Source organism: Peribacillus sp. NPDC097197, from assembly GCF_050278025.1.
Lineage (GTDB): Bacteria > Bacillota > Bacilli > Bacillales > DSM-1321 > Peribacillus.
Genome location: NZ_JBNNST010000002.1, coordinates 58,470 through 85,468, shown reverse-complemented (window position 1 = coordinate 85,468; position 26,999 = coordinate 58,470). Strand labels below are relative to the sequence as shown.

The following is a 26,999-nucleotide window of genomic DNA, read 5'->3' as shown; positions in this document are numbered from 1 at the left end:
AGTCTTTAAGCAATTCGAAATTTACATTACAATATAGGATAATAGAACGATAGAGGTGAGAAGGTTAATGGAACAATCAATTGTATCATCCAATCCAATCCTATTTATAATTGCAGCACTCCTGACATTCATGGCTTGCTATACCGCCTTGGATTTGCTGACAACATATATTTCGGCAGAAAAATATAAACGTCTTTTGTATTTGGGAAGTACTTGCTCCATGGGAGTGACTATGTGGACGATGAATTTTGTATATGTTTTTACTTATGAGAGTGACAGGACTACGGCTTACAGCTTTTCCTTAATCATGCTTTCATTAATATTAGGAGCCATATTTGTAGGGATTGGCCTTTTGGCCATTGCCCATAACCCTTCCATGTTGCAAATGGTTTTCTGTAGCTTTATGTTTACGATGGCTCTTTTATCAAATTATTTAATTGGCCTGTATCCATTGAGTAAGTCCTTGGAACTTAATCAATGGTTGTTAGGTAGTACGCTAGTTATAATTTTTTTGTTGTTTGTAAGCGGATTTTCACTATTATTTTATAATGGAAAAGGGAGTCAACCCTTCCTAAAACCAGTCAGTACGATCATTATGAGCGGAGCAATTATTGGAGGACATTTTCTTTTTTTGAGAGGGCTTCCACTTACTCCAGAAATGGTGAATATGAAAGGACTCGCTCAATTAACACCCTTTATGCTTTATCTCGTATGCTTTGTTTCGCTTTTCATACTAGCGAATTTAATTGGCTCGAGCACAATTGTTGCAAGACGGTTGGTGAAGAGTGACAACCAAGTGAGTGATATCCGTTATGCTTTAGATCAATCCTCGATTGTGGCCATTACGGATGCAAAAGGCATCATAACCTATGTTAACGAAAAATTCATTGAAATATCCCAATATGAAGAGCATGAACTGATTGGAAGAAATCATTCAATCATTAACTCGGGTTATCATTCTAAAGAGTTTTTTTTCAATCTATGGAAAACGATCAGTAATGGACAGACATGGCATGGTGAGATATGTAATCGGGCAAAGAACGGGGAGCTCTATTGGGTGGATACCACGATTGTGCCCTTTATGAAGAAAGGAAAACCATATCAATATATATCCATACGATCTGATATTTCCAGTCGGAAAAAGGCTGAGAAGGATTTAAAGGTTTCTATTAAAGAATTGGGTGATATGTACTATGCCATTAATCAATCGTCTATCGTGGCCGTAACTGATGATAAAGGAATCATCGTCGAGGTTAATGAAAAATTCTCTGAAATTTCTGGGTACACGAGAAACGAGTTAATTGGACAAACGCATAAAATGGTGAATTCCGGATATCATTCAAGTGAGTTTTTCGAGAATATGTGGAAGACCATACATAAGGGCAAAGTATGGAAAGGGGAAATTAGAAACAGAGCGAAAGATGGTAGTTATTATTGGGTGGATACCACGATTGTCCCTTTTTATACAGTTGAAGGCAAACCCTATCAATTTCTCGCGATTCGCTATGATATCACAGAGCGAAAACAAACAGAAGAAATGCTTTATCGCCAGGATAAATTGGCAGCTGTCGGACAACTGGCTGCAGGAGTGGCCCATGAAGTAAGAAATCCTCTTACATCGATTAAAGGGTATACGGAATTCTTACAATTAGATGAAACGGATAGTGAGCGACAAGAATATTTGGATATCATTTTAGATGAAATCAACCGGGTAAATGAGATTATTGAAGAATTTTTGGATCTGGCAAAACCACAGTCCTTGAATCTGAAAACAAAGAATATCGTCCCGATTTTACAGAATGTTATCTCGCTAACTGAGTATGATGCGAAGAAGAAAAATATTATACTCTTCTTTACTAGTTTCCAAGAAGAAATCCATGTTCAGTGCGATGAAAATCGTTTGAAACAAGTTTTTCTGAATTTCATTAAGAATGGAATGGAAGCGATGCCGCAAGGAGGAGAAATCAGGGTCACTATGGAATTAAGGGAAAGGAAGGTTCATATTTCTATAACAGATACAGGAGTAGGAATCCCTCCCAATCAATTAAGAAAATTGGGTGAACCGTTTTTCACTACAAAAAAATCCGGGAATGGGCTGGGTCTTATGGTTAGCTTTAAAATCATTGAAAGTCATCAAGGACGAGTGTTTGTAGAAAGTGAAGTTGATAAAGGGACTGTATTTAACATTGTCCTCCCTCTGGAGTTGTTGCAAGAAAGAAAGAGACAAGAAAGGGAACTAGGACTAACTGTCTAGTGTTTGTAATAGTATTTAGATGACTTCATGGGGGATATTTTAGTGAATAAACTTGAAAAGGTTCATATAACACGATTAAAAGGGTTTTATCTTCTTTCTTTTTTTGCGGTAGGTAGCTTGACACCACTTTTAAGTGTCTATTTAGCTAATGAGGTCGGACTGAATGGATTTGAAATAGGGTTCATCATGTCTGTTGGACCACTGGTGATGATTTTTTTTCAACCTATATGGGGACTGATTTGTGACTGGACTGGAAAACCCACTAGGATACTGGCGTTGACTACCTTATTTGCTGGAATTTTTGGGTTAGGATATGTTTTATTTGAACCTTTTCTATTTTTAGTATGCATCTCAGTGGGACTGGCAGTTTTTCAAAGTGCCCTTATCCCTGTGTCTGATAGCATCACCTTGCAATATACGACGAGTATCAACGCGAATTATGGGAAAATCCGTTTATATGGTTCGCTTGGTTTTGGAGTGGCCGTTTTTGCGATGGGGAGGTTATCGGAAACTTTCATAGGCCCATCCGTTATTTTCTACGTATTTTTTATCAGCCTTCTTTTTGCTGCTTTTCTAGCTCTGCATTTACCCGAGGAGTCACCGCAAAAAAAAGCAAAGCTTTTCAGTGGAATAAAGGAACTTTTTATTATGAAACGTTTTGTCGTCTTTCTTGCCGTAACATTCCTGATTTTTGGTCCCAACCTGGCGAATAACGTCTATTATGGCCTATTCGTGGAGGCTAGGGGTGGAACCTATACAGGAATCGGCATTGCATTTCTGCTCGCGGTGCTGTCCGAAATTCCATTCTTACGTCTCGCAGGAAGTTGGATTCATAAATGGGGGTTGCTGCCAATCACGTTATTGGCAGGGGGTGCCTCGCTGGTCCGATGGGTTCTCTATTTTATGGAACCTGGTTTAGCCATTGTTTATATTTCATCTATCATGCAAGGTTTTTCACTTGGATTATTTATTCCAGCAGGTCTGCAATATATTAAAGAGGTTGTACCAGTTCATATAACCGTTACGGCAGTCACACTTTATTCTGCGATAGGGAACGGGTTCGGTAATTGGTTCAGTACATTTTTCGGTGGCATGATCATGGATACATCAGGTATTTACATGGTTTATCTCTTTTTTGGAAGTCTTTCGGTGCTTGGTATCATACTTACGGTATGGCTTATGATAATGGAGGGAAAGACGGGAGGTCAGCCCATATAGTAAAGAATTTATAATTTTTAAAGGACTTGCTCACATTTGTGAATAAGTCTTTTTTTGTTTGCTAATCCATTGAGTTTAATACGGTGCTAGTTGGTAGGTTATCTTGTTTTTACCGTGGAAGCCTACTGGAATCGGCTCATGGTTGTCATGCGTTTATGAAAAAAAGAACGGACAGTTTAGTTACCGGGGTCGACATCTTTTTATTATTGGAAATAATGTGTTTTAATGGAATTAAGTAAACCATCGGAAGGATGAATGTGATTGAGCCAAGTCAGGGTTATTGCAACAACTATTATAGCAGCGCTTATCGGACTGTTTTTTCTGTTTTGTGTAGGGTGGACACTTTACGATTACTATGGAGAAAAATCCTCTGAAGTGGAATTGAAAGAAGCAAATTCAAAATCAATAGAAAAAAATGTTCCAGATGATTTCACCTTAGTGGCCTTAGGAGATTCTCTGACTCGGGGAACTGGCGATGAGACAGGGAAAGGCTATGTGGGCCTTGTGGTCGAAGACTTGAAAAGTCGCTTTAATAGCAAACCCCTTGTTCATAACCTTGGAGTAAAGGGGCAAGTATCCAAAGAATTGGCTGAACAGGTGAAACAATCGGAGATAGGTCGCCAAATACAGTCAGCGGATGTCATCATGATTACAATCGGCGGGAATGATCTTTTTCAGCAAGGTCAGACCTTATTTGATTATGATCTTGAGGTTACCAGTGAATTGCAAAAGGACTATTTGAAAAATTTGAATGAGACTTTAAAGGAAATCACTAAATTAAATGATTCAGCCACCATATTCATGGTCGGTTTGTACAACCCCTTCATCGAATTGGATGAAGACTTTGATACAAATAAAATTGTTCGGGATTGGAATAACGAAACAGCTGAGGTGATTGCGACCTATGAAAATGCCGTATTCGTACCGACTTTTGATTTATTTCAGTTATCAGTGAATGAGTATTTGTATTCGGATAGATTTCACCCCAATAAGGAAGGGTATCGTTTGATCGCGGATAGGATCTCTCCTTTAATTCAATGGGAAGGGGAAGCAAAATGAGGAATGTGACATTGAGCGTGAAGAATCTAAAAAAAACGATTGGCAAGCGGGAAATCATAAAGGGAATAGAGTTTGAGCTAAGAGAGGGTGAAGTATTCGGCTTTTTAGGTCCGAATGGTGCCGGGAAAACGACGACAATCAGAATGTTGGTTGGCCTAATTAAGCCAACATCAGGTTCCATTGAAATATGTGGGTACGATGTACGTAAAAACTTTACGGAAGCCATGAAGAATTTAGGCTGTATAGTAGAAAATCCAGAACTTTACCCATATTTAAGTGGTTGGGACAATCTGCTCCATTTTGCACGAATGCTACCGGGTGTTGATGAATCAAGAATGAATGAAGTCATTGAGTTAGTTGGTCTTAAGGCTCGGATTCATGAAAAGGTGAAGACATACTCGTTAGGTATGAGGCAGCGGCTTGGTATAGCACAAGCTATGCTAAACAGACCTAAAATATTGGTCCTGGATGAACCGACAAATGGACTTGATCCCGCAGGAATCCGTGAAATGCGCCAGTTCATTAGGAAACTTGCAGAAGAAGAAGGCATGAGTGTTTTGGTATCTTCCCATTTACTGGGGGAAATACAACTTCTTTGTGATCGGGTGGCCATTATTACAAAAGGTGAAATCATCCAAACTGATACGGTAGAACATTTATTAAAGACTCAGGAAAAGATGATTTGGCGTGTTGAGCCATTTCAAAAGGGAAGCGAAATCCTTAGTGCGTTTACGGACATAAAGATGGAACACGATTATATCGTCACAAAATTTGATGAACATAGGACTCCCGAATGGAATGCCGCCCTCAATGTTGCGGGTGTGAAGGTACTTGAAATGAATCGTAGACTTCCAGCCTTGGAGGAGTTATTTTTACAAATAACCGGAAGTGGGGGTGCTGGAATTGAGTAACCTGATTCAAAATGAAATGATGAAGTTATTGGCAAAGAAACGGCTGCTCATCATTGGAATTATCGTAGGTATACTAGTGTTGATGTTTACATACGCACAATATAAACAAGTGGAGGAGCAAAGAGAGAAGTTAGGTACTGATGATTGGCGTACTGCAGTTCAACAGCAAATCATCGATACTCAGAACAGATTGAGCTCAAGCAGGATGTTGGATGAATGGAGAGAGCAGCTTCAGGTCACCCTAAAACAGCAGCAATATTATCTAGACCACGACATTAACCCTTCAGAACCTGGGGCTGCAACTTTTACACGTATGTTTTTGGAGAATTCAATAGACCTATTCATTCCCCTTTTAATCATGATTGTAGCCAGTGACCTCGTATCCTCGGAAAGTAGTCAGGGAACGATTAAACTCTTGCTCACTAGGCCTGTGAAACGATGGCAAATACTTTTGAGTAAATATATTACTTTGTTATTGGCTGTTTCTTTGATAGTGGCGATGACCGCTTTTCTCGCTTATTTTTTATCAGGTATTGTTTTTGGGTATCATGGCTGGAATGCGCCGACCATTACCGGTTTTGGCATAAATGGCGGAGAAGTGGATATAAGCCAGGTAAGAATGGTCCAACAATGGAAATTCCTTTTGATGGATATGGGCCTAGTCTGGCTGGTGGCCGTAGTGGTAGGAACCCTTTCATTCATGTTGTCAGTACTAGTTAGAAGTACACCTGCAGGGATGGGTATCATGCTCGCCTCCCTAATATCCGGAGCCATTTTAAGCAACATGGTTTCTTCTTGGGAATCGGCTAAATATTTCTTTATGGTGAATTTAAAGTTGACCTCATATGTTAGTGGGACAGCACCTCCTATCGAGGGTATGACCTTATCATCATCTATGATTACCCTACTTGCTTGGTGGGCGATTGCCCTGCTTGTATCTTTTTCGGTATTTACACGGAAGGATGTTTTTTAATCGAGGACAGGCTTGTTGCATCAAGGCCGGTTTTTATTATTCAAAGGTTGGTATCCTTTTAAATGAAAGCAACGTTTAATAAATAAATAAGTGGAGGGGCTTATGGATAATAATAATTTGAACAAAAAAATCATTCCAATGACATCAGTATCCAGTGGGAAAGGTCAGTTTGTGAATAAGGATTTATATTGCTTTCCTATTCAAATTGTGAATGTCGTGTTCATAGGATCACCAGATGAAAAGAAGTGGGTCCTGATTGATGCGGGTATGGCCGGTTCAGCAGATATGATCAAGAAAGAAGCTGAAGAGATTTATGGTGAGAATCATCCTCCAGAGGCCATTATCCTCACTCATGGACACTTCGACCATATTGGAGCACTAGTAGATTTATTGAAAGTGTGGAAGGTTCCGGTCTATGCACATCTAAATGAAATGCCTTATTTAACCGGCAAAGAGAATTATCCAGAACCTGATCCCACGGTGGAAGGTGGTTTGGTCGCGAAGATATCTTGGATGTTTCCAAACGAGGGAATTGATTTGGCTGAGCAAGTTCAGCCCCTGCCGGATGACCATAGTGTTCCCGGACTTCCCGACTGGAAATGGATCCATACTCCTGGACACTCAGCTGGGCATGTTTCCCTTTTTAGAGAAGGCGATCGAAGCTTGATTTCGGGTGATGCTTTTGTTAACGTCAGACAAGATTCCCTTTATAAAGTCATCACTCAGGAAAAAGAATTGACTGGTCCACCACGCTATTTGACAACTGATTGGGATGCAGCCAAACAATCGGTATTAACCCTAGCTGATTTAAAGCCGAGGCTTGCGATAACGGGTCATGGTTATCCGATTGAAGGAGAGGAACTTACGAAAGGTTTAGCAAACCTAGCAAGGAACTTTGATTCTATTGCAAGGCCAGATTACGGGGAATACGTAGAATAAATAAGAAACACTTTTTCGAATAAATTAAGATCTCATTTAGATGGAGGAATTATATGACGAAAATAAGAGATATTATGACATCCGATGTGGATTTTTGTACGGCTGAAGATAATGTATACGAAGCAGCTTTAAAAATGAAGGATGGTAATGTTGGAGTTATTCCCGTTTTAGAAAACAATCGTTTAATTGGTGTTATTACAGATAGGGACATTGTTACCCGTTCTGTCGCAGAGAAAAAACCAAATTCAACAAAAATCACCGATATTATCTCCACAGACCTTGTTACGGGTTCGCCGGATATGTCAGTGGAAGAAGCAGAGGATTTGATGGCGAGTGAACAAGTAAGAAGACTGCCGATTGTAGAAAAGGAAAAATTGGTTGGTATTATCGCTTTGGGCGACCTTGCCGTTCACCACCAGACAATTTCCGAAGCGGGTATCGCTTTACATTCTATTTCTGAGAACCGAGATCAGATTCAACATTAAAAACAAAAGAACTCTGCTAGCGGGAACGCTAGCAGAGTTCTTTTGTTTTTAAAGGTACTTATTAAACCATTCCTTGATTTCCACTATATGACGAAGACGCATTTTGGGTGACCCGCTTCGGGATACTTCATGGTTTTCATTTGGGAAGGAAACAAGCACCGCTTCTTTTTTTTGCCTTTTCAATGCTACAAAAAATTGTTCACTCTGTTCAATAGGACAACGATAGTCTTTTTCCCCGTGAAGTAATAGCAAAGGAGTTTGCACATTTGCTACATACTTTAATGGGGAGTGTTCCCATAATTTTTCTGGTGAGTTAATGACATCTCCTGAAATTTCCCATTCGGTGAAATAATATCCGATGTCACTGACTCCATAGAAACTTATCCAATTGCTTATGCAACGCTGGGTCACAGCCGCCTTGAAGCGGTTTGTATGACCGATAATCCAATTGGTCATGAACCCTCCATAGGAGCCACCCGTTACACCTAACTTTTCAGCGTCAATAAAGGAGTAGAAATCTAGAACATAGTCTACAGCAGCCATTAAGTCCTCATAATCCATTCCACCATAATCACCACGGTTGGCATTAGCGAACTCCTGTCCATATCCAACACTTCCGCGTGGATTGATGAACAATACAACATAGCCTTCATTCGCCAAAGTCTGAAATTCGTGAACATAGTTATTCGCATACATTGCATGAGGCCCACCGTGAATCTCTAAAATGAGGGGATACTTTTTATTATCCACAAATTCACATGGCTTCATGATCCAGCCGTGGATGAGGGTATCATCTGTTGAACGGAAGGAAATGGGCTCGGCAATAGCTATAGTTTTATCCTGTAAGTATTCATCGTTTACAAAGCTGATCTGTTCTTTATCGCCAGTCATGAGGTTATAAACAAATAAATCACCGGGATGAACAGGTGTACTTATGGCTACGATGGCATGATGGCTATCCGGGTTGATTGTTAACCCATATACATGTTGAGGCTCGAGGAGGGAAGGGTACATGGCCCCTTCAATCGATCCATAATAAACACCGGTATTTCCATAATCACTTATTAAGAAGTAAAAGCCTTGGCTGTCATTCGTCCACAGAATGCCAGGATCAACTGCACCCATTTGGAAATCACCGATGGCGGAGCTTCCTATTTCAACGTCCCAACCTTCCGTCAAACATTGTATGGTTTCATCCAAAACAGAGTACAACCAGATTTTTGAAGAGGTTGCACCGGCAAATTCTTTGTTGTGGCCAATGTAGGAAAGGAATTCACCATTAGGGGACCATTTTGGATCACGGTAAAATCCAGAGCTGGCAGTTACTTTTCGGGAAATTTTCGTCTTGACATCCATAATGTAGATATCTGTGAATAGGTCTAAATCACTTTTCCCCGGTTCACCGCTAATATAAGCGATTTGAGATCCATCTGGAGACCAGGCATTTGGGTGACTGTTCGTCAGATTTTCCGTTAGTAATATGAATTCACCATTTACTATATCTACCAAGACGAGTTGACTATAGTGATGATTGAAATATCCTCTGTCATCCCATTTGTATTTTATCTGATCATAACGCTGTACATCTTTGCATGAGGTTTCTTCTTCTTTTTCGGATAACACCGCCTTATTTTCAGGTACCATAGTGGATAGTAGCAGTTTTCTCGAACAAGGGGACCAGATGGGATTGGTTGCTCCATCGAGGAAATGCGTCAGCTGTCGGCACTCCCCACCGATTGAATGAATGATATGAACTTGTTTTTTTCCAGAACGGTCTGATAAGAAGCTAATGTACTTTCCGTCTGGTGACCAGCCTGGTGAGGTATCACGGTGATTCCCGAATGTCCATTGTTTTGTTTCAGCGGTGATCAGGCTATACATATATAAGTTGGAGATGTATTTTTCCGTTCGTTCATCGATGGTGGTTTGTACATAAATGACCATGCTGCCATCGGGTGAAAGTTTTGGATCGGTTACAGATTTCATCTGAAATAGGTCTTCTGCTGATATTCCTTTTTTATGCATATTCTTCATCCTTTCATTTCTCGTCTCTATGTATTCGCTATAGGGAATTCCAAATCCTTTAGTAAATATTTTACACTTTGGAAACAAGTGCACAGCGAATTTTCAGGCACGAGAATGAATAAGTGCCTAGGATGAAAAAATTCCGTCCTATGTATAGGCCGGAATAGAAGAAAAATCAGTCATTTCATTACTTTGGCATGTGTTTTGTATGTGGGCGGTGCGAAGGGATTTGAAAATCATGTTGCTCCATCATTTTGTAGTGTCGTTCAAAATGTGCGTACATTTTGTCTCCCTCTTCTTTAGAAAGCGCACCATATTCCACATATTTTTCAAGTAACTCCTTTTTGTCCGCTAGTATCCTTTTTTGGATAGTGGCTAATTCTGTTTTTTGGGACTCTGTGAATTGTACGTTATCCTGCTTAACGGATTGTTGGTTTTCCTCAGCTGAAGCAGGAAGGATCGGCATGCAAAGTAATAAGGAAAAGATTGCAACCATTACACCTATTTTTTTCATTTAAAACACTCCTTTTAAATTTTTTTCACCATAAGGGTACCACCCATGAATATAATCTGGAAATTATCCTGATCAAGAACTTTACATGATTATCTTTTACAGTATTAACAGATTTATGTATATTTTTGTTGGCGGAAGAGTAGGTTTGTTAGTGGAAGATTGGGGTATTTTATATGTAAGATTAAATTTGCACACGCTTACGGCAATGGCTTAGAAGGATATCTGTAAGTGTTTGCAATGAAGGAAGGAAGAGAGTACAATGCTTTGGACGATAATTGGTGCCATCATCTTATTATGGATTCTCGGTTTGGTATTTAAAATTGCGGCGGGTTTTATCCACATCCTGCTTATCATTGCAGTCATATTGATCCTGGTAAAAGTATTTCAAGGTATACGCCGAAGGTAGACGTCGAGCGTAGCGCTAAATAGTAATACACAGTTTATAAAAAAAGTATCGGTTTCCTTGAATGAGGGTACCGATACTTTTTTCTGTCCCCTAATCAGGAGGCAGCTCACCCATCAGGCGTTTATGAATCCAAATGGCAGCCTGAGTTCCGTCCCCCATTGAAATGGTTACTTGCTCGGAATGGGCGGCAAGATCTCCTCCAGCCCATACTCCCGGAATATTTGTTTCTTTCGTACGTGGGTTCACATGAATATGATTTGTCTCATTTACATCAACACCAAGTTGTTTGGCAAGTGCATTATTTATTTTGTTCCCTTTAAATGCTACAAAAGCTTTTTCTGCTTCTATCCTTTTCCCATTTACCAATTGGATAGCTTGAAGATTTTGAGATTCATCGACTTTAACTTCCTCTACTTCTTCTTCGAATACAGGTATTTGGTTTTCCTCTAGCTTTTTTCTGAACGTTTCATTGATCTTGGTTTTTGAATGGTTTACATAGATGATAGCTTTTGACCAATATAAAAGGGTGAGCGCCATGTTAGCCCCCGTATTTCCCCCGCCAATGACCACTGTTTGTTTATGCTTAATTTCATACCCATCACAGTCTGGACAAATATAAGTGGAGATACCAAGAGTAGGATAGAGATACCTTATAGCTGGAATGTTATCGGTAACGCCTGTCCCAAGAAAAATCGTTTTCGCTTCGTAATGGATATCATCATCTGTGCACATTATAAAAAGATCCTCTTTTTTCTCGAGTGAGGTCACGGTACCGTCGAAGAACTCGACTCCGAACTTTTCTGCATGCTGTCTCCCTAGGCTCCTTAACCGTTTTCCGCTCACTCCTTCAGGCCAACCTAGAATGTTTTGATAGTCTTTAGCTATCAATGAACGGCCTTTCTGAGCGTCTATCACCGCTATATTGTGATTGTATCTTCCGAGTTGGATGGCAGCCTGTAAACCAGCGATGCCTCCTCCAATAATGATGCAGTCCACTTTTTTCATAAATTCACCGCCTGCTTTTAGGAGTTACCCTTTATGAGAAAAATATACCACTGAACATATACGAATAAACAAAGGTAAGACATAAAAAAGAGAGAAACCTCTATATATGGTTCCTCTCTTTTATAGGATATCCTATTGGTCCTCTATGGGTTTGATCCATTCTCGTGCCCAGTTCTGTATCTCGTGAATCACCGGTGCAAGCGCTTCGCCTTTTTCTGTTAAAGAATATTCAATCCTGACAGGTGTCTCTGGGTAAACATCTCTTTTTACGATGCCTTCAGATTCCAAGTCTTTTAACCGTTCAGAAAGAATTCGGCCACTGATTGGGAAGGCAGATTCAATATTGCAAAACCGTTGAGGTCCATTAAGTAATTGATTGACGATCAATCCTGTCCAACGTTTACTCAAGATTTGCATGCCTTTTTCAAATCGAGGACAAAGTGTCACATTATTCATCATATCACCCCGTTGGTATTCATTATAAAGCATTTACCTCGTATGTAACAACTTTACTGAATATTATTTAGTTACTGTATAGGTTGTTATATAAAAAAGTATAGCTACTTACATATAGTAAGATTGATGGGTCGTGTTGACCAGAAATTGTCACATCTTTTAAAGAAATACTATTTCTTTAAGGTATTCTTTTAGAGATAGAGATAAGATCTATGATACGTTATTAGTATCTCAGGTCAGTATAGATGGAAGGATTAGTGGGATAGATGAGTGAATTACTACATGAAGCCATCTCCTTCATCAAGATATATCATGATGAAATGGGTAAAACAGATGAAGAAGCGATGGATAGAATTAGTCAAATCAAAAAGGAAATCCAAGATACGGGTAGGTATGAACATACGCCGGAAGAATTGGAATATGGGGCTAAATTGGCCTGGCGAAATAGTAATCGCTGTATTGGTAGATTGTTTTGGGATTCATTGCGGGTGCTAGATAAAAGGGCTCTCCAAAGTGAGGATGATATTGTGTCTGCCTTGATTGAGCATATTGAATGGGCAACGAATGATGGAAATATCAGGCCAATCATCACCGTTTTTAAACAGCAGGACATTGAAAATAAGATAGAGATATGGAATCATCAGCTTATACGATATGCCGGATATGAGACGGAAACGGGCATAGTTGGGGATTCTAGTTCGATAGCTTTCACCAAACAGTGTCAGGCCTTGGGATGGGAGGGGAAGTATGGATCGTTTGATATCTTACCACTCGTGATTCAAGTAGGCGGAAAAGCTCCAAGAGTATATGAAATCCCGAAAGAAATCATTAAAGAAGTACCAATTGGCCATCCTGAGTTTTCCTGGTTCCAGGACTTGGGTCTCAAGTGGTATGCTGTGCCCATTATTTCCGGAATGAAACTGGAGATTGGCGGTATTTCGTACTCGGCGGCCCCATTTAATGGATGGTATATGGGGACTGAAGTTGGGGCTAGAAACCTTGCGGATGAGGATCGCTACAATATGCTTCCCAGCATCGGAGAGAGAATGGGATTGGACATTCGAAGAGATTCCACATTATGGAAGGATCGGGCACTGATTGAACTGAATGAAGCGGTTCTATATTCGTTTAAAAAAGCTGGTGTGAGTATGGTTGACCATCATACAGCCGCCAAGCAATTTAAGCTTTTCGAAGAAAGGGAGGCATCATGTAAACGGAATGTAACGGGGGACTGGACATGGCTAATTCCACCTGTCTCTCCAGCAACGACGCATGTTTTTCATAAATCGTATCAAAATGAAATCGTTAAGCCCAACTTCTTTTATAAAAAGGCCCCTTACGTTAAATGAATGTTTACATTTAATGGGTGAGGGTACATATATATTAATCCAACGTTAAGGAGGAAGGTAATGATGGCATTAGCAAAGAATGTAGTACTGCTCGGAGTCGGAGTTGCCGGAGTCTCGTTTTTATCTAAAACGAACCGAGGGAAAGCGAAAAATGTATGGTCCAGTGCAAAAACGAAGGCAATGAGTTTTTGGAATAAACGACAATCGGTAGATCCCTTAATTGAAAAGGCAGGACATCCTGACCCATATGATCACGAAGACAATAAAATGGTGGATGAAGGCGCTATGTATAGCGTAAATTACTATAATACTGTGAAGCACACTTAAATGAAACACCATCGCTTGGGAAATATCCCAAGCGATTTTTTTATGAAATGATTTTTTAGAAAGTTAACCAATTATAGCGCTTAAGAAACTAGTCAGCATTTTCATATGTTGTGAAAAGAGCTTGGGGAATTATTTATTGTGCTTTAGAAGATTTAGGATTAAGATAAAGGAATTGAAAGGATGTGATACGAGTGGGCATCAGTTCTTATGACGACCCTGAACCCAGTAAGCAAGAGGAAGCCGATATGATGCTAGACGTCGAGACTGTTATTCTCCATGAGTATCTACTCGAAGATGGTAAATTGAGCTCTCTCTAAGAAAGAGGAGGTCGTTTGAATGATTGAGATATACAAGACGAATGAAAGCCGCATGCTGAACGTAACCGATGAAATGACGAAAGGTTCATGGGTGAACATAGTGGCACCGACAGAAGATGAAATACAATATATTTGCTCCACTTTGCAAGTACCGATTAACTTCATGAAAGATCCATTAGATGATGAGGAACGGCCTCGTATAGAGAAAGAGGATGATCATTTACTGATTATCGTCGATTTCCCTTATTTGACAAAGGATGAAGCGGACTTGCCCATTTTTGAAACGATACCAATCGGCATGATTTTTACGAATGATTGTTTCATTACGGTATCTCTCAAAGATTCACCCATTTTAACCAATTTTAAAAATAATAAAATCAAAGGTTTTTACTCTAATAAGAAAACAAGATTTGCCCTGCAGATATTATTTGAAATCTCGTCCTATTATTTACGTTATCTTAAGCAAATCAACAAGATGACTAATGAAGCCGAACGAGAACTGCATCAGTCCATGAAAAATAAAGAACTGTACACCTTCTTGGCATTGGAAAAAAGTCTGGTTTACTTCACGACATCCTTGAAGTCAAACAAGGTTGTTCTCGACAAAATCCTCCGTTTTAATTACTTGAAAATGTATGAAGAAGATAAAGAATTATTAGAGGATGTAATCATTGAAAATGGCCAGGCGATTGAAATGGCAGAAGTGTACCTATCAATTTTGAGCGGGATGATGGATGCATTCGCATCCATTATATCCAATAACGTCAATAATGCCATGAAGTTCCTTACATCGGTTACGATTATACTAACGCTCCCGACTATGGTGGCAAGTTTCTATGGAATGAATGTGAATCTACCATTTGAGCATAACCCATATGCTTTTATCTTCACTTTATTAATTGCTATCAGTCTGGCAGGCACAACAGCCTTTATATTTTGGAAAAAGAAATATTTTTAAAACAACCGGCTTTCTAGTGAAGCCGGTTTTGTTATGAAGAAAGAATTCATGAATTCGCGAAACAAGGGGAACTTTAAACGTAAGAGAGGTGAATGCGATGACTGAATGGAATGAACAGGCAGCTCCCAATAATAATCTAAAGACTAGTGATATGAAACCGAAGCGAGCTGTGGGAGGAAAATCAAAGGCAGGGACAAATGGTGATGAACCATTAAAAAATGAGCAAATACAAGAAGAAATCCTTAAACAAAATTTATGAAGAATGAGAGACCGATATTAGGTCTCTTCCTGTCTTTAAGGAAAATAAGGACCATACATAAATTGCCCAAGGAAAGGAAATCATTAAACGTAGAGGAGGTGTGTGAAGATGTCAAAAATCGGTGTTGAAGAATCATTAACGAATATCCAAGAAGCACTCCGCGATAAAGGTTTTGATGTAGTTGAAATCAAGCAAGAAGCAGATGCGAAGAACTTGGATTGTTGTGTTGTAACAGGTTTGGAAACGAACGTAATGGGAATCAGCGATACTTCCATCAAAGCTTCCATTATAGATGCAGACGGTTTAACGGCTGATGAAGTATGCCGTCAGGTAGAAAACAAAATGAACTCCATCCAATAAGTAAAGAGTGCCTATCCTTGAATCGTGGTTAGGCACTCTTTTTACATTAACGTGGAGCGATGGAAATGTCCGGTTCTACCTCTACTTCCACGTTGCCTTTGATGGCACGCGATATCATACAAGAGGCCTCCGATTTATCCACAAGTTTTCGGGCTTTTTCCAAGTCCTTATCCGTAGCTTCATCAGTTAAAACAAGAGATGGTCGATGAATGATTTTCTTGTATGTGAATACCCCATTCGTAACATCCACAAAGGCTTCGGATTCCATCGTCAAACTGGCCTTTTCAATATGGCTTCTTTCAAGCATGGCCGCAAGTGTAATAATATAGCAAGTAGATGCTGCACCGAGCAGCATTTCATCTGGGTTGGTTCCAATCCCCGGTCCATCCATTTCCGGAGGCACACTAATTTCCGTTTGTAAATTACCTGCCTGTATCGTACCAGTGCCATTTCTTCCACCAGGCCAATTCGCGCGTAAATGAAAATGATGTAATGTCATAAGTCTCCCCCTTACATTTCTTTAGTTTAAACCTTATTGGAGGATTTTGCTCGTGTAGAGTATGCACCGTCCATAAGCTGTTGAAAATGATAATTCCAAACAGGCTGGGGCATGAGACTATTTTAAGCACAATATCGTATAGGCTTTTCTATAATAATATAGATTGTAAAAGAAATGATTTTATAATGAAGGGGCTGGGGAGTTGACTACATTTGATCTATTCGACTTGACGAATAAAACGGCTATTGTAACAGGAGGCGGGAGAGGTCTCGGAAAACAAATAGCGTTGGCACTGGCTATGGCGGGTGCAAATATTGTAATTGCTTCACGGAAACTTTCTGTATGTGAAGAAACTTGTAAATACTTACATTCAATGGGTACGAAGGCGTTGGCCATTGAATGTGATATTACGAACAAAAGCGATATTGATTCAGTTGTAAAAGAAACAATGGATCATTTCGGTAGCATTGACATTCTTGTCAATAATAGCGGGACCTCATGGTCTGGTCCGTTAGAAGATATTCCCGAGGATAAATGGGAAAAGGTAATGAACGTTAATGTTACAGGTACATTCTTGTTTTCACAGGCCGTAGCAAAAATCATGATGTCACAAAAATCCGGGAAAATTATTAATATCGCATCGGTATCAGGGCTTGGAGGCACTCACCCTGAGTTGATGGTGACCATTCCTTATAACACTAGCAAGGGAGCTATCATTACCTTGACAAAAGATCTTGGTGTCAAATTAGCTAGACATGGTATTCAGGTGAATGCGATAGCACCAGGCTTTTTTCCAACTAAGATTACAAAGAAAATCCTTGAAGAATCCGATTATGACATTCTTGGAAAAACTCCGGCACATCGATTTGGTAATGGTGAGGATTTAAAAGGAGCGGCAATACTTTTAGCGTCGAAAGCTTCAGACTATATAGTGGGGCATGTTCTGATCGTTGATGGAGGCATCGCCGCTACAATCTAAACAAAGAAGAGGGGAAGCATAAATGCCAAAAAAAACAGATTTTTATAAAGGGTTAAAACTCTTGGGCACTCAAAAAGAACAAGAGTTAAATGATAAAATTCGTGAGTTCATTAATAATAGGAGTTTTATTGAATCCATCAGCAACAATTCACAGCAACAGGTTCCGCGTATAAATAAGTTTCAGGAAGCTTCGGAGAGAATGTCCATCATCATGAATTACCCAACCAAACAGGATGTTGCTAATGTAGCCAAATTAGTCATTCAACTTGAGGAAAAAGTAGACAAGGTTGAAGAGCTACTTTTACATCTCACTGAAGGGGAAAAACGATCCAGTAGAAGAAGTTCACGAAATAAAAAAAGGGAAAGTACAGGGCAGGTACGTGATAAAAAGAAGATCAGTGACTTTCTTTTTGATTCCTTATTATCCAACGCCAAGGTACAAGTAAAAGGTTTATGAACATGAAGGAAATGAATAAATCAGGTCGTAAAACTATGGCGACGCCTAAATGGAAACACTTTTTGGATATTCCAAATCAGCCGATGCCGGAAATGGGCACTACACCGAGGGTACGGGTTTGGAACAAGAACAAATCAACATTATGGTATTATCCGCCGATCAAAAAAAAATATAAAGTACCAGTATTTCTCATCTATTCATTGATTAATACACCTGTAATTCTTGATCTAGGACCAGGAAATAGTTTGATAGAAGCTTTTGTTAACGAAGGCTTCGAAGTGTATTTGATTGATTTTGGTAGTCCAGGCTATGAAGACGGAGATACGACGATAGATGATTATATTATAAAATATATCCGGAGTGGGGTACGGCGTGCGCTTCTTCACTCAGGTGCATCGGAAATTTCCATAATGGGCTTTTGCTTGGGTGGGACGATAGCTACGATGTATGCTGCTATTGCAAATGAGCCAATTAGAAACCTGATTCTTTCGGTGACACCCATCGATTTTAGTGATTCGCAAGTATTCGATCAATGGCAGGCATCGATGAGGGATGGAAGTGCCAATTTTGATGAAGTGCTTGACATCATGAAAGTCATACCGGCCAGTGGGGTGAAAAATGGCATTCGATTAATCACTTCACCTATTTACTTTTCTCCATATTTATCTTTGCTAAATCAAGCGGATAATGAACAATATGTTCAAAACTGGCGTAGGTTCAACGCTTGGACGAATGGTCATGTCCCTTTATCTGGTGCAGTTGCAAAACAACTAACAGATGACCTTATTATCAATAACCGTCTGGTTAAGGGACACTTGAAAGTGAAGGGTGAAAAAGCAAAAATCACCAATATTGATGCAAATGTTCTAGTGGTTGCAAGTGAAAACGACCGTTTAGTACCACAGGAAATGATTTTCCCCATAATGAAGCTTCTAAAAAGTAAGGACAAAACCTACAAACTCCTTCAAAGTGGACATGCTTCCAACAACTATGCCGGTAAGCTACCCCAGTATCTTAAAGAGTGGCTTCCTGCGCGATCTTCACCCATCAAGAAAGTAAAATAGTACGGAGAAGGGGGCTATATACCATGATAAAGGAAAATAATGAATATAAAGTTATGTCAGTGTTAGGATATTTAGGATTTGCATCGGTCATATTCTCAAGGTTTTTTGCAGGGGAACTTTAATTTAGAACAAATGAGGCTGGCTCACTCATGAACCAGCCTTTCTTTATGGAAAATATTTCACTCGCTCATCAAGCGGAACGATTTCTTTATCCCCTGGCTCAGCAGTTGGTTTTCCGAATGGCATCTGCGCAATTAGTTTCCACTTCCTCGGCAAATCCCATGTTTTTGTAACTTCCTCATCAATTAATGGATTGTAATGCTGGAGGCTGGCTCCAAATCCTTCTCCCTCCAAGGCGGTCCAAACCACAAATTGTAACATGCCTGAGGATTGATTGGACCATATAGGGAATTTATCCGCATATGATTTAAATGCTTCTTGAAGATGTTCCACTATTGATTGATCTTCAAAAAATAGTACAGTTCCATATCCATTTTTAAAGGAAAGCATTTTGTCTTCTGTTTGTTTAAAGTCTTTTTCGTCAACGATTTTTCGGAGGGTTTCTTTGGTGATATCCCAAAACTGATCATGGCTTTTACCTGTTAGAACGACTACTCTTGCACTTTGAGAATTGTAAGCTGTTGGGGAATATTGAACAGCATGATCGATCACTTCCTTAATCCTGCTATTTGGGACAACCGTTTCTTTGCTGATTCCATAATAGGACCGTCTATCTTCAATCGCCTGCCAAAAATCTTTCTTCATATTACTAACCTCCATTAAATCTACTACATAATTATGGTGCCTCGTAATGGTAGGAATATGTTAAGAAATAAATGGATTCAGGCCAATGGTGTTTACTTTTGGCATTGGTGAGGGTAGGTAAGTGGGGTATAAGCAGCGAGTAAAATCCGTCTTCTTCTGCAATTGCAGGCTGACTTTTTGTTTTTCTTCTATATAATAGAATTATAGATAGCTTTCACTCGATCCTCATAGAGACCGCCCGGTGTTTCAACGAATTCTGCAGGTTCGGCGTGGTTATTCATGGTCGTAGTTGGGATTCATTAAGCCTAGCGAGGAGTGTTTACAATTGAGGACACGGAATCGCTCGCCTAGGCATTTGGTGAGTTTGCGGCGCAACTTTTGCTATGGTCCGAGTACATAGGAGATGTTCTTTCGCGAAGAAGAGATGACGAATCATATAAATAAGTATTTCTGAGTAAGAGTATGAAAATATAAGAGGAATTCAGTCAGGGTTTGGCAATGAGGTGGTCCATTCACACTCTCTTTGTGGAGGTGATCATGGCTATTCTTTGATCTGAGCACTAATGATAATTGAGAGGGGATAAAAAATGATTTCAGTAAATCCTAAAAGCTTAAGTGAGCGGGAAAATTATAAATTTCTGACGGGGAGTATAATTCCAAGACCCATTGCTCTTATTACGACACAATCAGAAACTGGCATAATAAATGCAGCACCTTTTAGTTTTTTCAATATAGTCAGTTCCAATCCTCCCATGCTTTCTGTTTCTGTTCAAAGAAAAAAAGGAGTCCAAAAGGATACCGCCCGAAATGCGATTAAAAGTGGGGAATTCATCGTTCATATCACAGATGAGGACATTGTTGAAGATGTTAACCAAACGGCCGCAGAGCTCCGACCTGAAGAGAGTGAATTAACTCTCACTAAATTTACCACTGTTGCTAGTGATAAAGTGGCAGTGCCTGGCTTGAAAGAAGCAAAAGTGCGTTTTGAATGTAAATTGGAACGAGCTATTCCTTTAGCGGGTTCAGTGGACGATCCAGGCTGTGATTTATTAATAGGTAGAGTAGTCTGCTATCATATCGACCAAGGCATCTATCATGAAGGAAGAATCGACCAGAATGGCCTTAAGCCGGTAGCTCGTTTGGCTGGACAAACTTATACGAAACTTGGGGAGTTATTTGAACTACAACGTCCTTGATTCCCCCTCGACCCTTAATTTGACAAATGGCGATATCTATCAATAGATATCGTCCTTTTTCATAGAGAAGATTTCTTGCGAATTAGGCAACCATTTCAGGTGGCATGGCTCATTTTTTCAAGGACATTCTGGATTTAAAGGGGTTCTAATAATGTATGGAAGGCATAGGGTTTGATGATGTAGTAAAATATGTAAGGGGGACCCCCAGTGACAGAAGGATTACATAGTATTGACTTATCCATACCTATTGAGAAAGTTTGGGCATTTGTCAGTGATATTGAACAATGGGCACCGCTAGTGCCAGGCTATATCAAGCACGAACTGTTAAATGAACGCACCCTTATTTGGGAGTTTAAGAGTGATCTCGGTTTAATGAAAAAGAAAATCAAGTTGGCAGTTGAGATAATGGAATGGCAAGTACCAAATAAGATCACGTTCAATCTTCAGGGAATAAACGAGAAGTTTGATGGATATGGTTACTTTTTGGCTGAAAGTGTAGAAATGAAGCGAACAAAGATGACTGGGTGCTTAGATATTACAGCAAAAGGAGCAAAGGCCCCTATTATCAACGCATTAATGAAATCCCATGTCCCACAAATGACGGTTGAATTTGCTGAAACCATTGCTCAAAGGCTTCAATTGCAAAAAAAGTGATTTGGTACATTGGCTAAAACATCTGTCATGGGGTATTAGATGTAAAATACGTTTAAACTCTGTGAAAAGGGATGAACATAATAATAAGCACGTGGTAAGATAAAGGATGTAAAGTGAAATAGGAGGTAAACCTCACATGGAATATGAAAAGCAAATGAAGAACCGTGTTAAACGGATAGAGGGTCAACTACGGGGTATCTTGAAAATGATGGAGGATAATAAGGATTGTAGGGAGGTAATCACCCAATTGTCTGCTACAAGATCTGCCATAGATCGGACGATAGGTGTAATTGTAAGCTCCAATCTTGTAGAGTGTGTACGCGAAGCAAACGAGTCTGGAGACAAGAACCCTGATGATCTTGTTAAAGAAGCAGTTAATTTGTTGGTGAAAAGTCGCTGATGATTAAAGATTCTTCTTACTTTTACATGGTAGAGGCAAATCATAATATGGGTAGAGGATTACGTAGGTATCATCAATTTTCATTAATGGATTGGATCCAGCACCGCTTATATAGGGAAGCTGGATTTTTTATTTGAAATCTCGGGAAATGCAACTACATCTTGGCCAGTTAGAGCACGATATCGCTTTGTTATAAAAGGATTTGCGTGTTATTCTTAAAGGGATAAAAATTATGTGAGGGAATTGCCATGGAAATAACGCAAATTACATCCGTATTATTCGGTCTCATTCTTATTTTAAATATATTATTTGCCACGGTCGTAATATTTTTTGAAAGAAAAGAAGCAAGCAACACATGGGCCTGGCTGTTAGTCTTGTATTTCCTTCCCGTTGTTGGTTTTATTTTATATCTCCTTTTCGGGACGAGTTTGAGACACGCCCACTTGTTTCAGTGGGAGGACAAAAAGAAGATCGGGATTGAGGAAATCCTAAAAAAACAAATGATTGACCTTAGCACAGACGATTTTCCATATCGTAATAATTCATCGAGCCATTATCGTGATTTGATCTATATGCACCTTCGATATAATGATGCCGTATTAACGGAAGATAATCAGGTTGATATTTTTACGGACGGAAGAGAAAAGTTCGAACAACTTTTTAAGGATATTGAAGCGGCTGAAAATCATATACATATTCAATATTACATTATCCAAAGAGATGTTCTGGGCAAGCGGTTCATCGAGGCTTTGACCAGAAAAGCCAATGAAGGAGTGAAGGTCCGCTTATTATATGATGAATTGGGATCGAGGAAATTGACAAAAGGCTTTTTTAAGGAGTTTAGACAAGCAGGTGGGCGAGTGGAAGCGTTCTTTCCATCTAAGTTGAAATTCATAAATTTACGCTTGAATTTTCGAAATCATCGTAAACTCGTCATTATTGATGGGGAAGTCGGTTATGTTGGCGGCTTTAATGTAGGAGATGAATATTTAGGGTTGAATCCCAAATTTGGATATTGGCGTGATACACACCTTCGAATCAAGGGCCCTGCAGTTAAAGCCATCCAAACCCGTTTCATTCTGGATTGGAATCAAGCATCGAAGCATCATGACATAACCTATCAACCGCATTATTTTCCGACCCCTGTTTATCAAGGTACTACCGATTTGCAAATTGTAACCAGCGGACCCGATTCGGAATGGGAACAAATAAAGAATGGCTATATTAAATTAATTTCTTCAGCGAGACATTCAATTCTTATTCAAACTCCTTACTTCATTCCGGACGCAAGCTTATTGGATGCGCTCCGAATTGCAAGTTTATCGGGTATTGATGTAAATATCATGATTCCCAATAAACCTGACCATCTTTTCGTATATTGGGCAACCCTCTATAATGTTGGAGAGTTATTAAAGGCAGGGGCTAAAGTATATATCTATGATAAGGGCTTTATCCATGCAAAAATGATTGTCGTGGATGAAGAAGTTTCTTCGGTCGGGACGGCAAACATCGATGTCCGAAGTTTTAAACTGAATTTTGAAGTGAATGCTTTCATTTATGACGAAGGAATTGCCGAAAAATTGACGAAGATTTTTTATAGGGATATAGAGGTTTCCAAACCGTTAACCATAGAAGAATTTGAAAAACGTTCTAAGTGGATTCGATTTAAGGAGTCCATCGCGAGACTGGTATCACCGATTTTATAATGTGGTGTATCGGATAAAAATACATTTAGAAAAAGGCGGGATATTGCGGTGAAAACTTTTATAATTACAGGGGCTTCAAGAGGTCTAGGAGCAGCTCTAGCAGAGCAGTGCTTGAGCGACGGGAATCATTGTATCTTAATTTCTCGTACCCCTCATCCTGAAATGGCTGAAAAAGCAGTTATGGCCGGAGCGAAGCTTAGTTTCATCTATATGGATCTATTCGACGGTTCACAACTTGCGCCATTAATCGATAAGATTTTTACAGAATTGGATGAAGATAGTGATGTTTATTTTATCAATAACGCAGGTGTTATTGATCCAATCAAGACAGTTGGGAATTTAGCACAAGAAAATATAGAACTCAGCCTACGTGTGAACTTCATGGCACCTGTTGTGTTGGCGGATGCATTTATCAAACGTACAAAGGAATGGAAACAAAAAAAGGTGATGGTCAATATTTCATCAGGAGCAGCCAAGAATCCTTATCATGGCTGGGCAGCCTATTGCAGTACAAAAGCGGGTCTTGAAATGTTCACCCGTGTAGCTGGACTAGAACAGGAGAAAGAAACTTATCCGACGACGCTCATATCTTTTTCACCAGGGGTGATGGATACAGGAATGCAAGAAACCATCCGTTCTGCTGATGAAAAGGACTTTTCAGACAGAACTAAATTTCATGACTATAAGGAAAAGGGGCTGTTGAGGAGCCCAGAACTCGTGGCAGAAAAACTGTTGCAATTGTTAGAGGTCAATAAGTTGGAAAATGGGAAGTTTTACGAACTCAATCAATTACTTTGATCTTTATGAATAGGTAGCAAATAAGCTCTAGTAAAAGGGGACCTCCATATAGAAGGTCCCTTTTGCCTTCCTTAGAACCTGATTATCCATGGAATTGTTGAAAAATCAAAGCCTCTCCTCTAGTGTGAAACTAAGCTCCTATTTACATAACAGCGTCTAAGGGTACAAGCTACATCCCTGCTATCCTCATGTTAAAACTAATTAGATGAAATTACACATTTAGGCCATATCAATAGAATACATTAATGATAAAGGTCAAAATGAAAAGTGTAGTGACACTAGTATAACTTTACATTTACTTTTGTGAGGAGTGGAGGGTGAGATGACAATCCAGGTCGTCAAAAGAGGAGATACTTTAGAGGCCATAGCTCAAAAGTACAAGGTTGATTCTGCAAGGATAGTGGAAGTGAATGGTCTGGAAACGACAGCACTGGTTCCTGGTTTAGCCCTATATATCCCCGAGACAGGAGTTAGAAACCGTACATATCTAATCAAACAGAATGACACGCTTTCAGGGATTGCAAAGAGATATATGACGAGCGTATCAGCCATTAAAAAAGCTAATCCGGGTCTATCAGCCATACTTAAGATAGGGGAAAGAATACTCGTTCCTTCCCCCTATAAGAAAAGATTGATTACGATGGGATTTTCTTTTCCAGTTTCAAGCGGTACAGTGTTTGAAATGCTTGAGGAGAACGGGGATAAGCTAACCTATCTGGCTATTGTAGCCTATTCATTTACGCAGGCAGGCTTTGCCTATATAGAAGGTGACGATTTACCCCTTATAGAGAAATGTGAACAAAATGGAGTGACACCTTTATTGATGATTCGTAATTTTCAAAACGGTAATTTTGATGCGGACTTGGCGGGTGATGTCCTCACCAGTTCCATTTATCGTAGAAATCTCATCACAAGTATGATGAATTTCGTGAAGGAAAAAGGGTATGGCGGAGTGAGTATGGACCTGGAATTCGTCCCTCCAGGTAAACGGGAGGAATATGTGACTTTTTTACAAGAGCTAAAAGCGGAATTGAACGGACTGATTTTACAAGTTAATGTACATGCGAAAACGGAAGATAATCCAGAAAATCGAATTGTTGGCGGACATGATTATAAGGGCATTGGAAAGGTTGCCGATTTAGTCGCCGTAATGACCATCGATTATGGTTACCCGACCGGCCCCCCAGAACCAATTTCCCCTATTTGGTGGATGACTGAGGTCATCCAGTATGCTATATCTACGATGCCTGCGAATAAATTACAGGTAGCCATTCCTATGTACGGATATGGTTGGCTCGTCCCTAGCAATGAGACGAGCGCGATGTCAGCACAAAATGCCCAAAACTTAGCAATCGCAACAAATTCAGAAATTCGCTTTGATAGGAAAGCCGCCTCTCCTACTTACTCATATACAAAAGAAAACTCAGAACATATCGTTTGGTTTGAAGATATTCGCTCAATAACTGCAAAATATCAAGCGATTGATGCATATGAACTGGCTGGTACCACCTATTGGCATATTGGTTTGCGTTTTCCACAGAATTGGGCATATATACAGGAGAATATTTTGATAATAAAATAGTTATACAGTTTTTTTCGATACGAATAGGGAAACGATGAGAGACAGAAATAATTTATGTAATACCACTCAAAGCATACAGAGTAATGACAGAAGTTTTTAGTAAATCATGCCCATTCATTTGCAACTTGCCATTCCTTTGCTAATATATAAGCATACAGAAAAAATAGGAGTGTTGACTGTGGCTGAAACTCCAGCAGAAACTAAGGAACTGGTTCACTATATTGAACCAAAAGGAGATTATATCTCTTTTTCAGATGAAGAGGATTATATTGCAAAAGGGGTAGAGTGGAAACTGTTCACTGCTCGATCAGTAAAAAAAGAATTACTATATAAAAGTGGAAGCTTTCAAACAAAAGTAAAGTTGGCCGGTTATGAACAATATGGAAATGGTCTGGATACTATTGTTGTCGAATTTGATAATGGCAGGCTTAGCTGTATTCATCCCGCTTATTTAAAGGAAATGCAAAGTTCGAATTTTGGGAAAGAATTATTGAGCGGTCCTGCTGCTCCAGGGTCTTTGACCGAAGTTGTACAGGATGCGAAAGGTAAGGGAACAGAGGACCCTGGAAAGAGCAGCACTGAAGCGCCGAAAGCTACACAAAAAAAGGAAAAGTCAAAGAGTAAAAAGGAACCGGCTAAACCGAAATTGGACTTACCTGCTGAAAAAGTTCATTTTACGGCAACAGTCAAAGAGTTTACAGCCAAAATGAATCATTTTACGGGTGAAGAGGATGAAGTCATCTTATTAGAAAATGTAAAAGTTACCTCGGATCCAGAACTTCTCATTGGGGATGCATGGTGTGGTTATAGCAAAACTTTAAAAAAAGCTGAACTTATAGAAGGCGACGCTCTAGAATTTGACGGAAAAGTCGTAGAGAAGAAATACAATAAGGAAATTCGTTATAAAGTGAACAACCCATCCAAACTGGTTAAAAGCATGGAAGCTTGATTCTATAATCATATTTTTTAAAAAAGTGGTAATAGGCCCTTGGTCTACTACCATTTTTTGTGTTACAAAAGGTTCGAAATACGGCGTCGGATGGCCCTTTGTAAGTACAATCCCGTTTTGCTTTTATTATGATTC

The 26,999-nt window shown here is 39.5% G+C and carries 30 protein-coding genes; 24 read left to right on the top strand and 6 right to left on the bottom strand.

What is annotated here, in order from left to right:
* Positions 1-67: 67 nt before the first annotated feature.
* The 7 genes from ACQKL6_RS02835 to ACQKL6_RS02805 all read left to right on the top strand — a co-directional run bounded on the left by ACQKL6_RS02835 (position 68) and on the right by ACQKL6_RS02805 (position 7,839).
* Complete coding sequence (locus tag ACQKL6_RS02835) at positions 68-2,254, top strand: PAS domain S-box protein (RefSeq protein ID WP_427591214.1); 2,187 nt, start codon at positions 68-70, stop codon at positions 2,252-2,254.
* A 42-nt stretch (positions 2,255-2,296) separates the two neighbouring features.
* Positions 2,297-3,472, top strand: coding sequence for an MFS transporter (locus tag ACQKL6_RS02830; RefSeq protein WP_427650545.1), 1,176 nt, complete (start codon positions 2,297-2,299; stop codon positions 3,470-3,472).
* A gap of 261 nt (positions 3,473-3,733) precedes the next feature.
* A complete protein-coding gene (locus tag ACQKL6_RS02825) occupies positions 3,734-4,531 on the top strand; it encodes a GDSL-type esterase/lipase family protein (RefSeq protein WP_402988417.1) in 798 nt (265 codons plus the stop codon).
* Positions 4,528-5,442 carry an ABC transporter ATP-binding protein gene (locus tag ACQKL6_RS02820; RefSeq protein ID WP_427650543.1) on the top strand — a complete coding sequence of 305 codons (915 nt, stop codon included), beginning with the start codon at positions 4,528-4,530 and terminating at the stop codon, positions 5,440-5,442. The genes ACQKL6_RS02825 and ACQKL6_RS02820 overlap by 4 nt, the downstream gene beginning before the upstream one ends.
* Complete coding sequence (locus ACQKL6_RS02815; RefSeq protein WP_402988426.1) at positions 5,435-6,415, top strand: ABC transporter permease; 981 nt, start codon at positions 5,435-5,437, stop codon at positions 6,413-6,415. Before ACQKL6_RS02820 ends, ACQKL6_RS02815 begins: the two co-directional genes overlap by 8 nt.
* 102 nt (positions 6,416-6,517) lie before the next feature.
* A complete protein-coding gene (locus ACQKL6_RS02810; RefSeq protein WP_427650540.1) occupies positions 6,518-7,354 on the top strand; it encodes an MBL fold metallo-hydrolase in 837 nt (278 codons plus the stop codon).
* A gap of 53 nt (positions 7,355-7,407) precedes the next feature.
* Entirely contained in the window at positions 7,408-7,839 is a 432-nt protein-coding gene (locus tag ACQKL6_RS02805) for a CBS domain-containing protein (RefSeq protein ID WP_402988437.1), read from the top strand.
* A 48-nt stretch (positions 7,840-7,887) separates the two neighbouring features.
* Here the strand turns inward: ACQKL6_RS02805 and ACQKL6_RS02800 are convergent, their stop codons facing one another.
* Together ACQKL6_RS02800 and ACQKL6_RS02795 are read right to left on the bottom strand one after the other, a co-directional pair.
* Entirely contained in the window at positions 7,888-9,864 is a 1,977-nt protein-coding gene (locus ACQKL6_RS02800; RefSeq protein WP_427650539.1) for a prolyl oligopeptidase family serine peptidase, read from the bottom strand.
* 187 nt (positions 9,865-10,051) lie between these two features.
* Positions 10,052-10,378, bottom strand: a complete 327-nt coding sequence (locus ACQKL6_RS02795) for a DUF2680 domain-containing protein (RefSeq protein WP_427650537.1) — start codon at positions 10,376-10,378, stop codon at positions 10,052-10,054.
* 259 nt (positions 10,379-10,637) lie between these two features.
* Here ACQKL6_RS02795 and ACQKL6_RS02790 point away from each other — a divergent pair, with 259 nt between their 5' ends.
* Positions 10,638-10,784, top strand: coding sequence for a lmo0937 family membrane protein (locus ACQKL6_RS02790; protein WP_402868724.1), 147 nt, complete (start codon positions 10,638-10,640; stop codon positions 10,782-10,784).
* A gap of 90 nt (positions 10,785-10,874) precedes the next feature.
* On the opposite strand, the gene ACQKL6_RS02785 is transcribed toward ACQKL6_RS02790, so the two are convergent.
* Complete coding sequence (locus tag ACQKL6_RS02785; protein WP_402988447.1) at positions 10,875-11,789, bottom strand: NAD(P)/FAD-dependent oxidoreductase; 915 nt, start codon at positions 11,787-11,789, stop codon at positions 10,875-10,877.
* A 132-nt stretch (positions 11,790-11,921) separates the two neighbouring features.
* Positions 11,922-12,245, bottom strand: a complete 324-nt coding sequence (locus ACQKL6_RS02780) for a winged helix-turn-helix transcriptional regulator (protein ID WP_402988450.1) — start codon at positions 12,243-12,245, stop codon at positions 11,922-11,924.
* A 266-nt stretch (positions 12,246-12,511) separates the two neighbouring features.
* Here ACQKL6_RS02780 and ACQKL6_RS02775 point away from each other — a divergent pair, with 266 nt between their 5' ends.
* From ACQKL6_RS02775 to ACQKL6_RS02750, 6 genes are all read left to right on the top strand, one after another.
* Positions 12,512-13,594: a nitric oxide synthase oxygenase gene (locus ACQKL6_RS02775; protein ID WP_402988453.1), complete on the top strand. Its 1,083-nt coding sequence runs from the start codon at positions 12,512-12,514 to the stop codon at positions 13,592-13,594.
* 63 nt (positions 13,595-13,657) lie between these two features.
* Positions 13,658-13,921 (top strand): hypothetical protein, encoded by a 264-nt coding sequence (locus tag ACQKL6_RS02770; protein WP_402868716.1) that lies wholly within the window; start codon positions 13,658-13,660, stop codon positions 13,919-13,921.
* A gap of 191 nt (positions 13,922-14,112) precedes the next feature.
* Positions 14,113-14,238, top strand: coding sequence for a hypothetical protein (locus ACQKL6_RS02765; protein WP_402988459.1), 126 nt, complete (start codon positions 14,113-14,115; stop codon positions 14,236-14,238).
* A 19-nt stretch (positions 14,239-14,257) separates the two neighbouring features.
* Positions 14,258-15,196 (top strand): magnesium transporter CorA family protein, encoded by a 939-nt coding sequence (locus tag ACQKL6_RS02760; RefSeq protein ID WP_402868713.1) that lies wholly within the window; start codon positions 14,258-14,260, stop codon positions 15,194-15,196.
* 97 nt (positions 15,197-15,293) lie between these two features.
* Positions 15,294-15,455 (top strand): hypothetical protein, encoded by a 162-nt coding sequence (locus ACQKL6_RS02755; protein WP_402868711.1) that lies wholly within the window; start codon positions 15,294-15,296, stop codon positions 15,453-15,455.
* A 108-nt stretch (positions 15,456-15,563) separates the two neighbouring features.
* Entirely contained in the window at positions 15,564-15,815 is a 252-nt protein-coding gene (locus tag ACQKL6_RS02750; protein WP_402868709.1) for a YkuS family protein, read from the top strand.
* 46 nt (positions 15,816-15,861) lie between these two features.
* Here ACQKL6_RS02750 and ACQKL6_RS02745 read toward each other — a convergent pair whose 3' ends face one another.
* A complete protein-coding gene (locus tag ACQKL6_RS02745; protein ID WP_402988461.1) occupies positions 15,862-16,314 on the bottom strand; it encodes an OsmC family protein in 453 nt (150 codons plus the stop codon).
* 202 nt (positions 16,315-16,516) lie between these two features.
* Here ACQKL6_RS02745 and ACQKL6_RS02740 point away from each other — a divergent pair, with 202 nt between their 5' ends.
* From ACQKL6_RS02740 to ACQKL6_RS02730, 3 genes are read left to right on the top strand one after another with little or no spacing between them, the layout of a single operon-like run.
* The gene (locus ACQKL6_RS02740) at positions 16,517-17,293 is read left to right on the top strand and encodes an SDR family oxidoreductase (protein ID WP_402988464.1); all 777 of its coding nucleotides are present in this window, start codon (positions 16,517-16,519) and stop codon (positions 17,291-17,293) included.
* A gap of 22 nt (positions 17,294-17,315) precedes the next feature.
* Complete coding sequence (locus ACQKL6_RS02735) at positions 17,316-17,750, top strand: hypothetical protein (protein WP_402988467.1); 435 nt, start codon at positions 17,316-17,318, stop codon at positions 17,748-17,750.
* A gap of 2 nt (positions 17,751-17,752) precedes the next feature.
* Positions 17,753-18,814: an alpha/beta fold hydrolase gene (locus tag ACQKL6_RS02730; protein WP_402988470.1), complete on the top strand. Its 1,062-nt coding sequence runs from the start codon at positions 17,753-17,755 to the stop codon at positions 18,812-18,814.
* 165 nt (positions 18,815-18,979) lie between these two features.
* On the opposite strand, the gene ACQKL6_RS02725 is transcribed toward ACQKL6_RS02730, so the two are convergent.
* Complete coding sequence (locus tag ACQKL6_RS02725) at positions 18,980-19,579, bottom strand: nitroreductase family protein (RefSeq protein ID WP_427591223.1); 600 nt, start codon at positions 19,577-19,579, stop codon at positions 18,980-18,982.
* 587 nt (positions 19,580-20,166) lie between these two features.
* On the opposite strand from ACQKL6_RS02725, the gene ACQKL6_RS02720 reads away from it, so the two are divergent.
* From ACQKL6_RS02720 to ACQKL6_RS02690, 7 genes are all read left to right on the top strand, one after another.
* The gene (locus ACQKL6_RS02720; protein WP_427591224.1) at positions 20,167-20,775 is read left to right on the top strand and encodes a flavin reductase family protein; all 609 of its coding nucleotides are present in this window, start codon (positions 20,167-20,169) and stop codon (positions 20,773-20,775) included.
* A gap of 207 nt (positions 20,776-20,982) precedes the next feature.
* Positions 20,983-21,429, top strand: coding sequence for a CoxG family protein (locus ACQKL6_RS02715; protein WP_427591226.1), 447 nt, complete (start codon positions 20,983-20,985; stop codon positions 21,427-21,429).
* A 136-nt stretch (positions 21,430-21,565) separates the two neighbouring features.
* On the top strand, positions 21,566-21,829 hold the full coding sequence (locus ACQKL6_RS02710; protein WP_402868692.1) for a metal-sensitive transcriptional regulator: 264 nt from the start codon (positions 21,566-21,568) through the stop codon (positions 21,827-21,829).
* Between the two features lie 248 nt (positions 21,830-22,077).
* Entirely contained in the window at positions 22,078-23,535 is a 1,458-nt protein-coding gene (gene cls / locus ACQKL6_RS02705; RefSeq protein WP_402868691.1) for a cardiolipin synthase, read from the top strand.
* Between the two features lie 48 nt (positions 23,536-23,583).
* Entirely contained in the window at positions 23,584-24,333 is a 750-nt protein-coding gene (locus ACQKL6_RS02700) for a (S)-benzoin forming benzil reductase (protein WP_402868690.1), read from the top strand.
* A 322-nt stretch (positions 24,334-24,655) separates the two neighbouring features.
* Entirely contained in the window at positions 24,656-25,915 is a 1,260-nt protein-coding gene (locus tag ACQKL6_RS02695) for a glycosyl hydrolase family 18 protein (protein ID WP_427591227.1), read from the top strand.
* 178 nt (positions 25,916-26,093) lie between these two features.
* Positions 26,094-26,864 (top strand): hypothetical protein, encoded by a 771-nt coding sequence (locus ACQKL6_RS02690; protein ID WP_427591228.1) that lies wholly within the window; start codon positions 26,094-26,096, stop codon positions 26,862-26,864.
* Positions 26,865-26,999 lie beyond the last annotated feature (135 nt).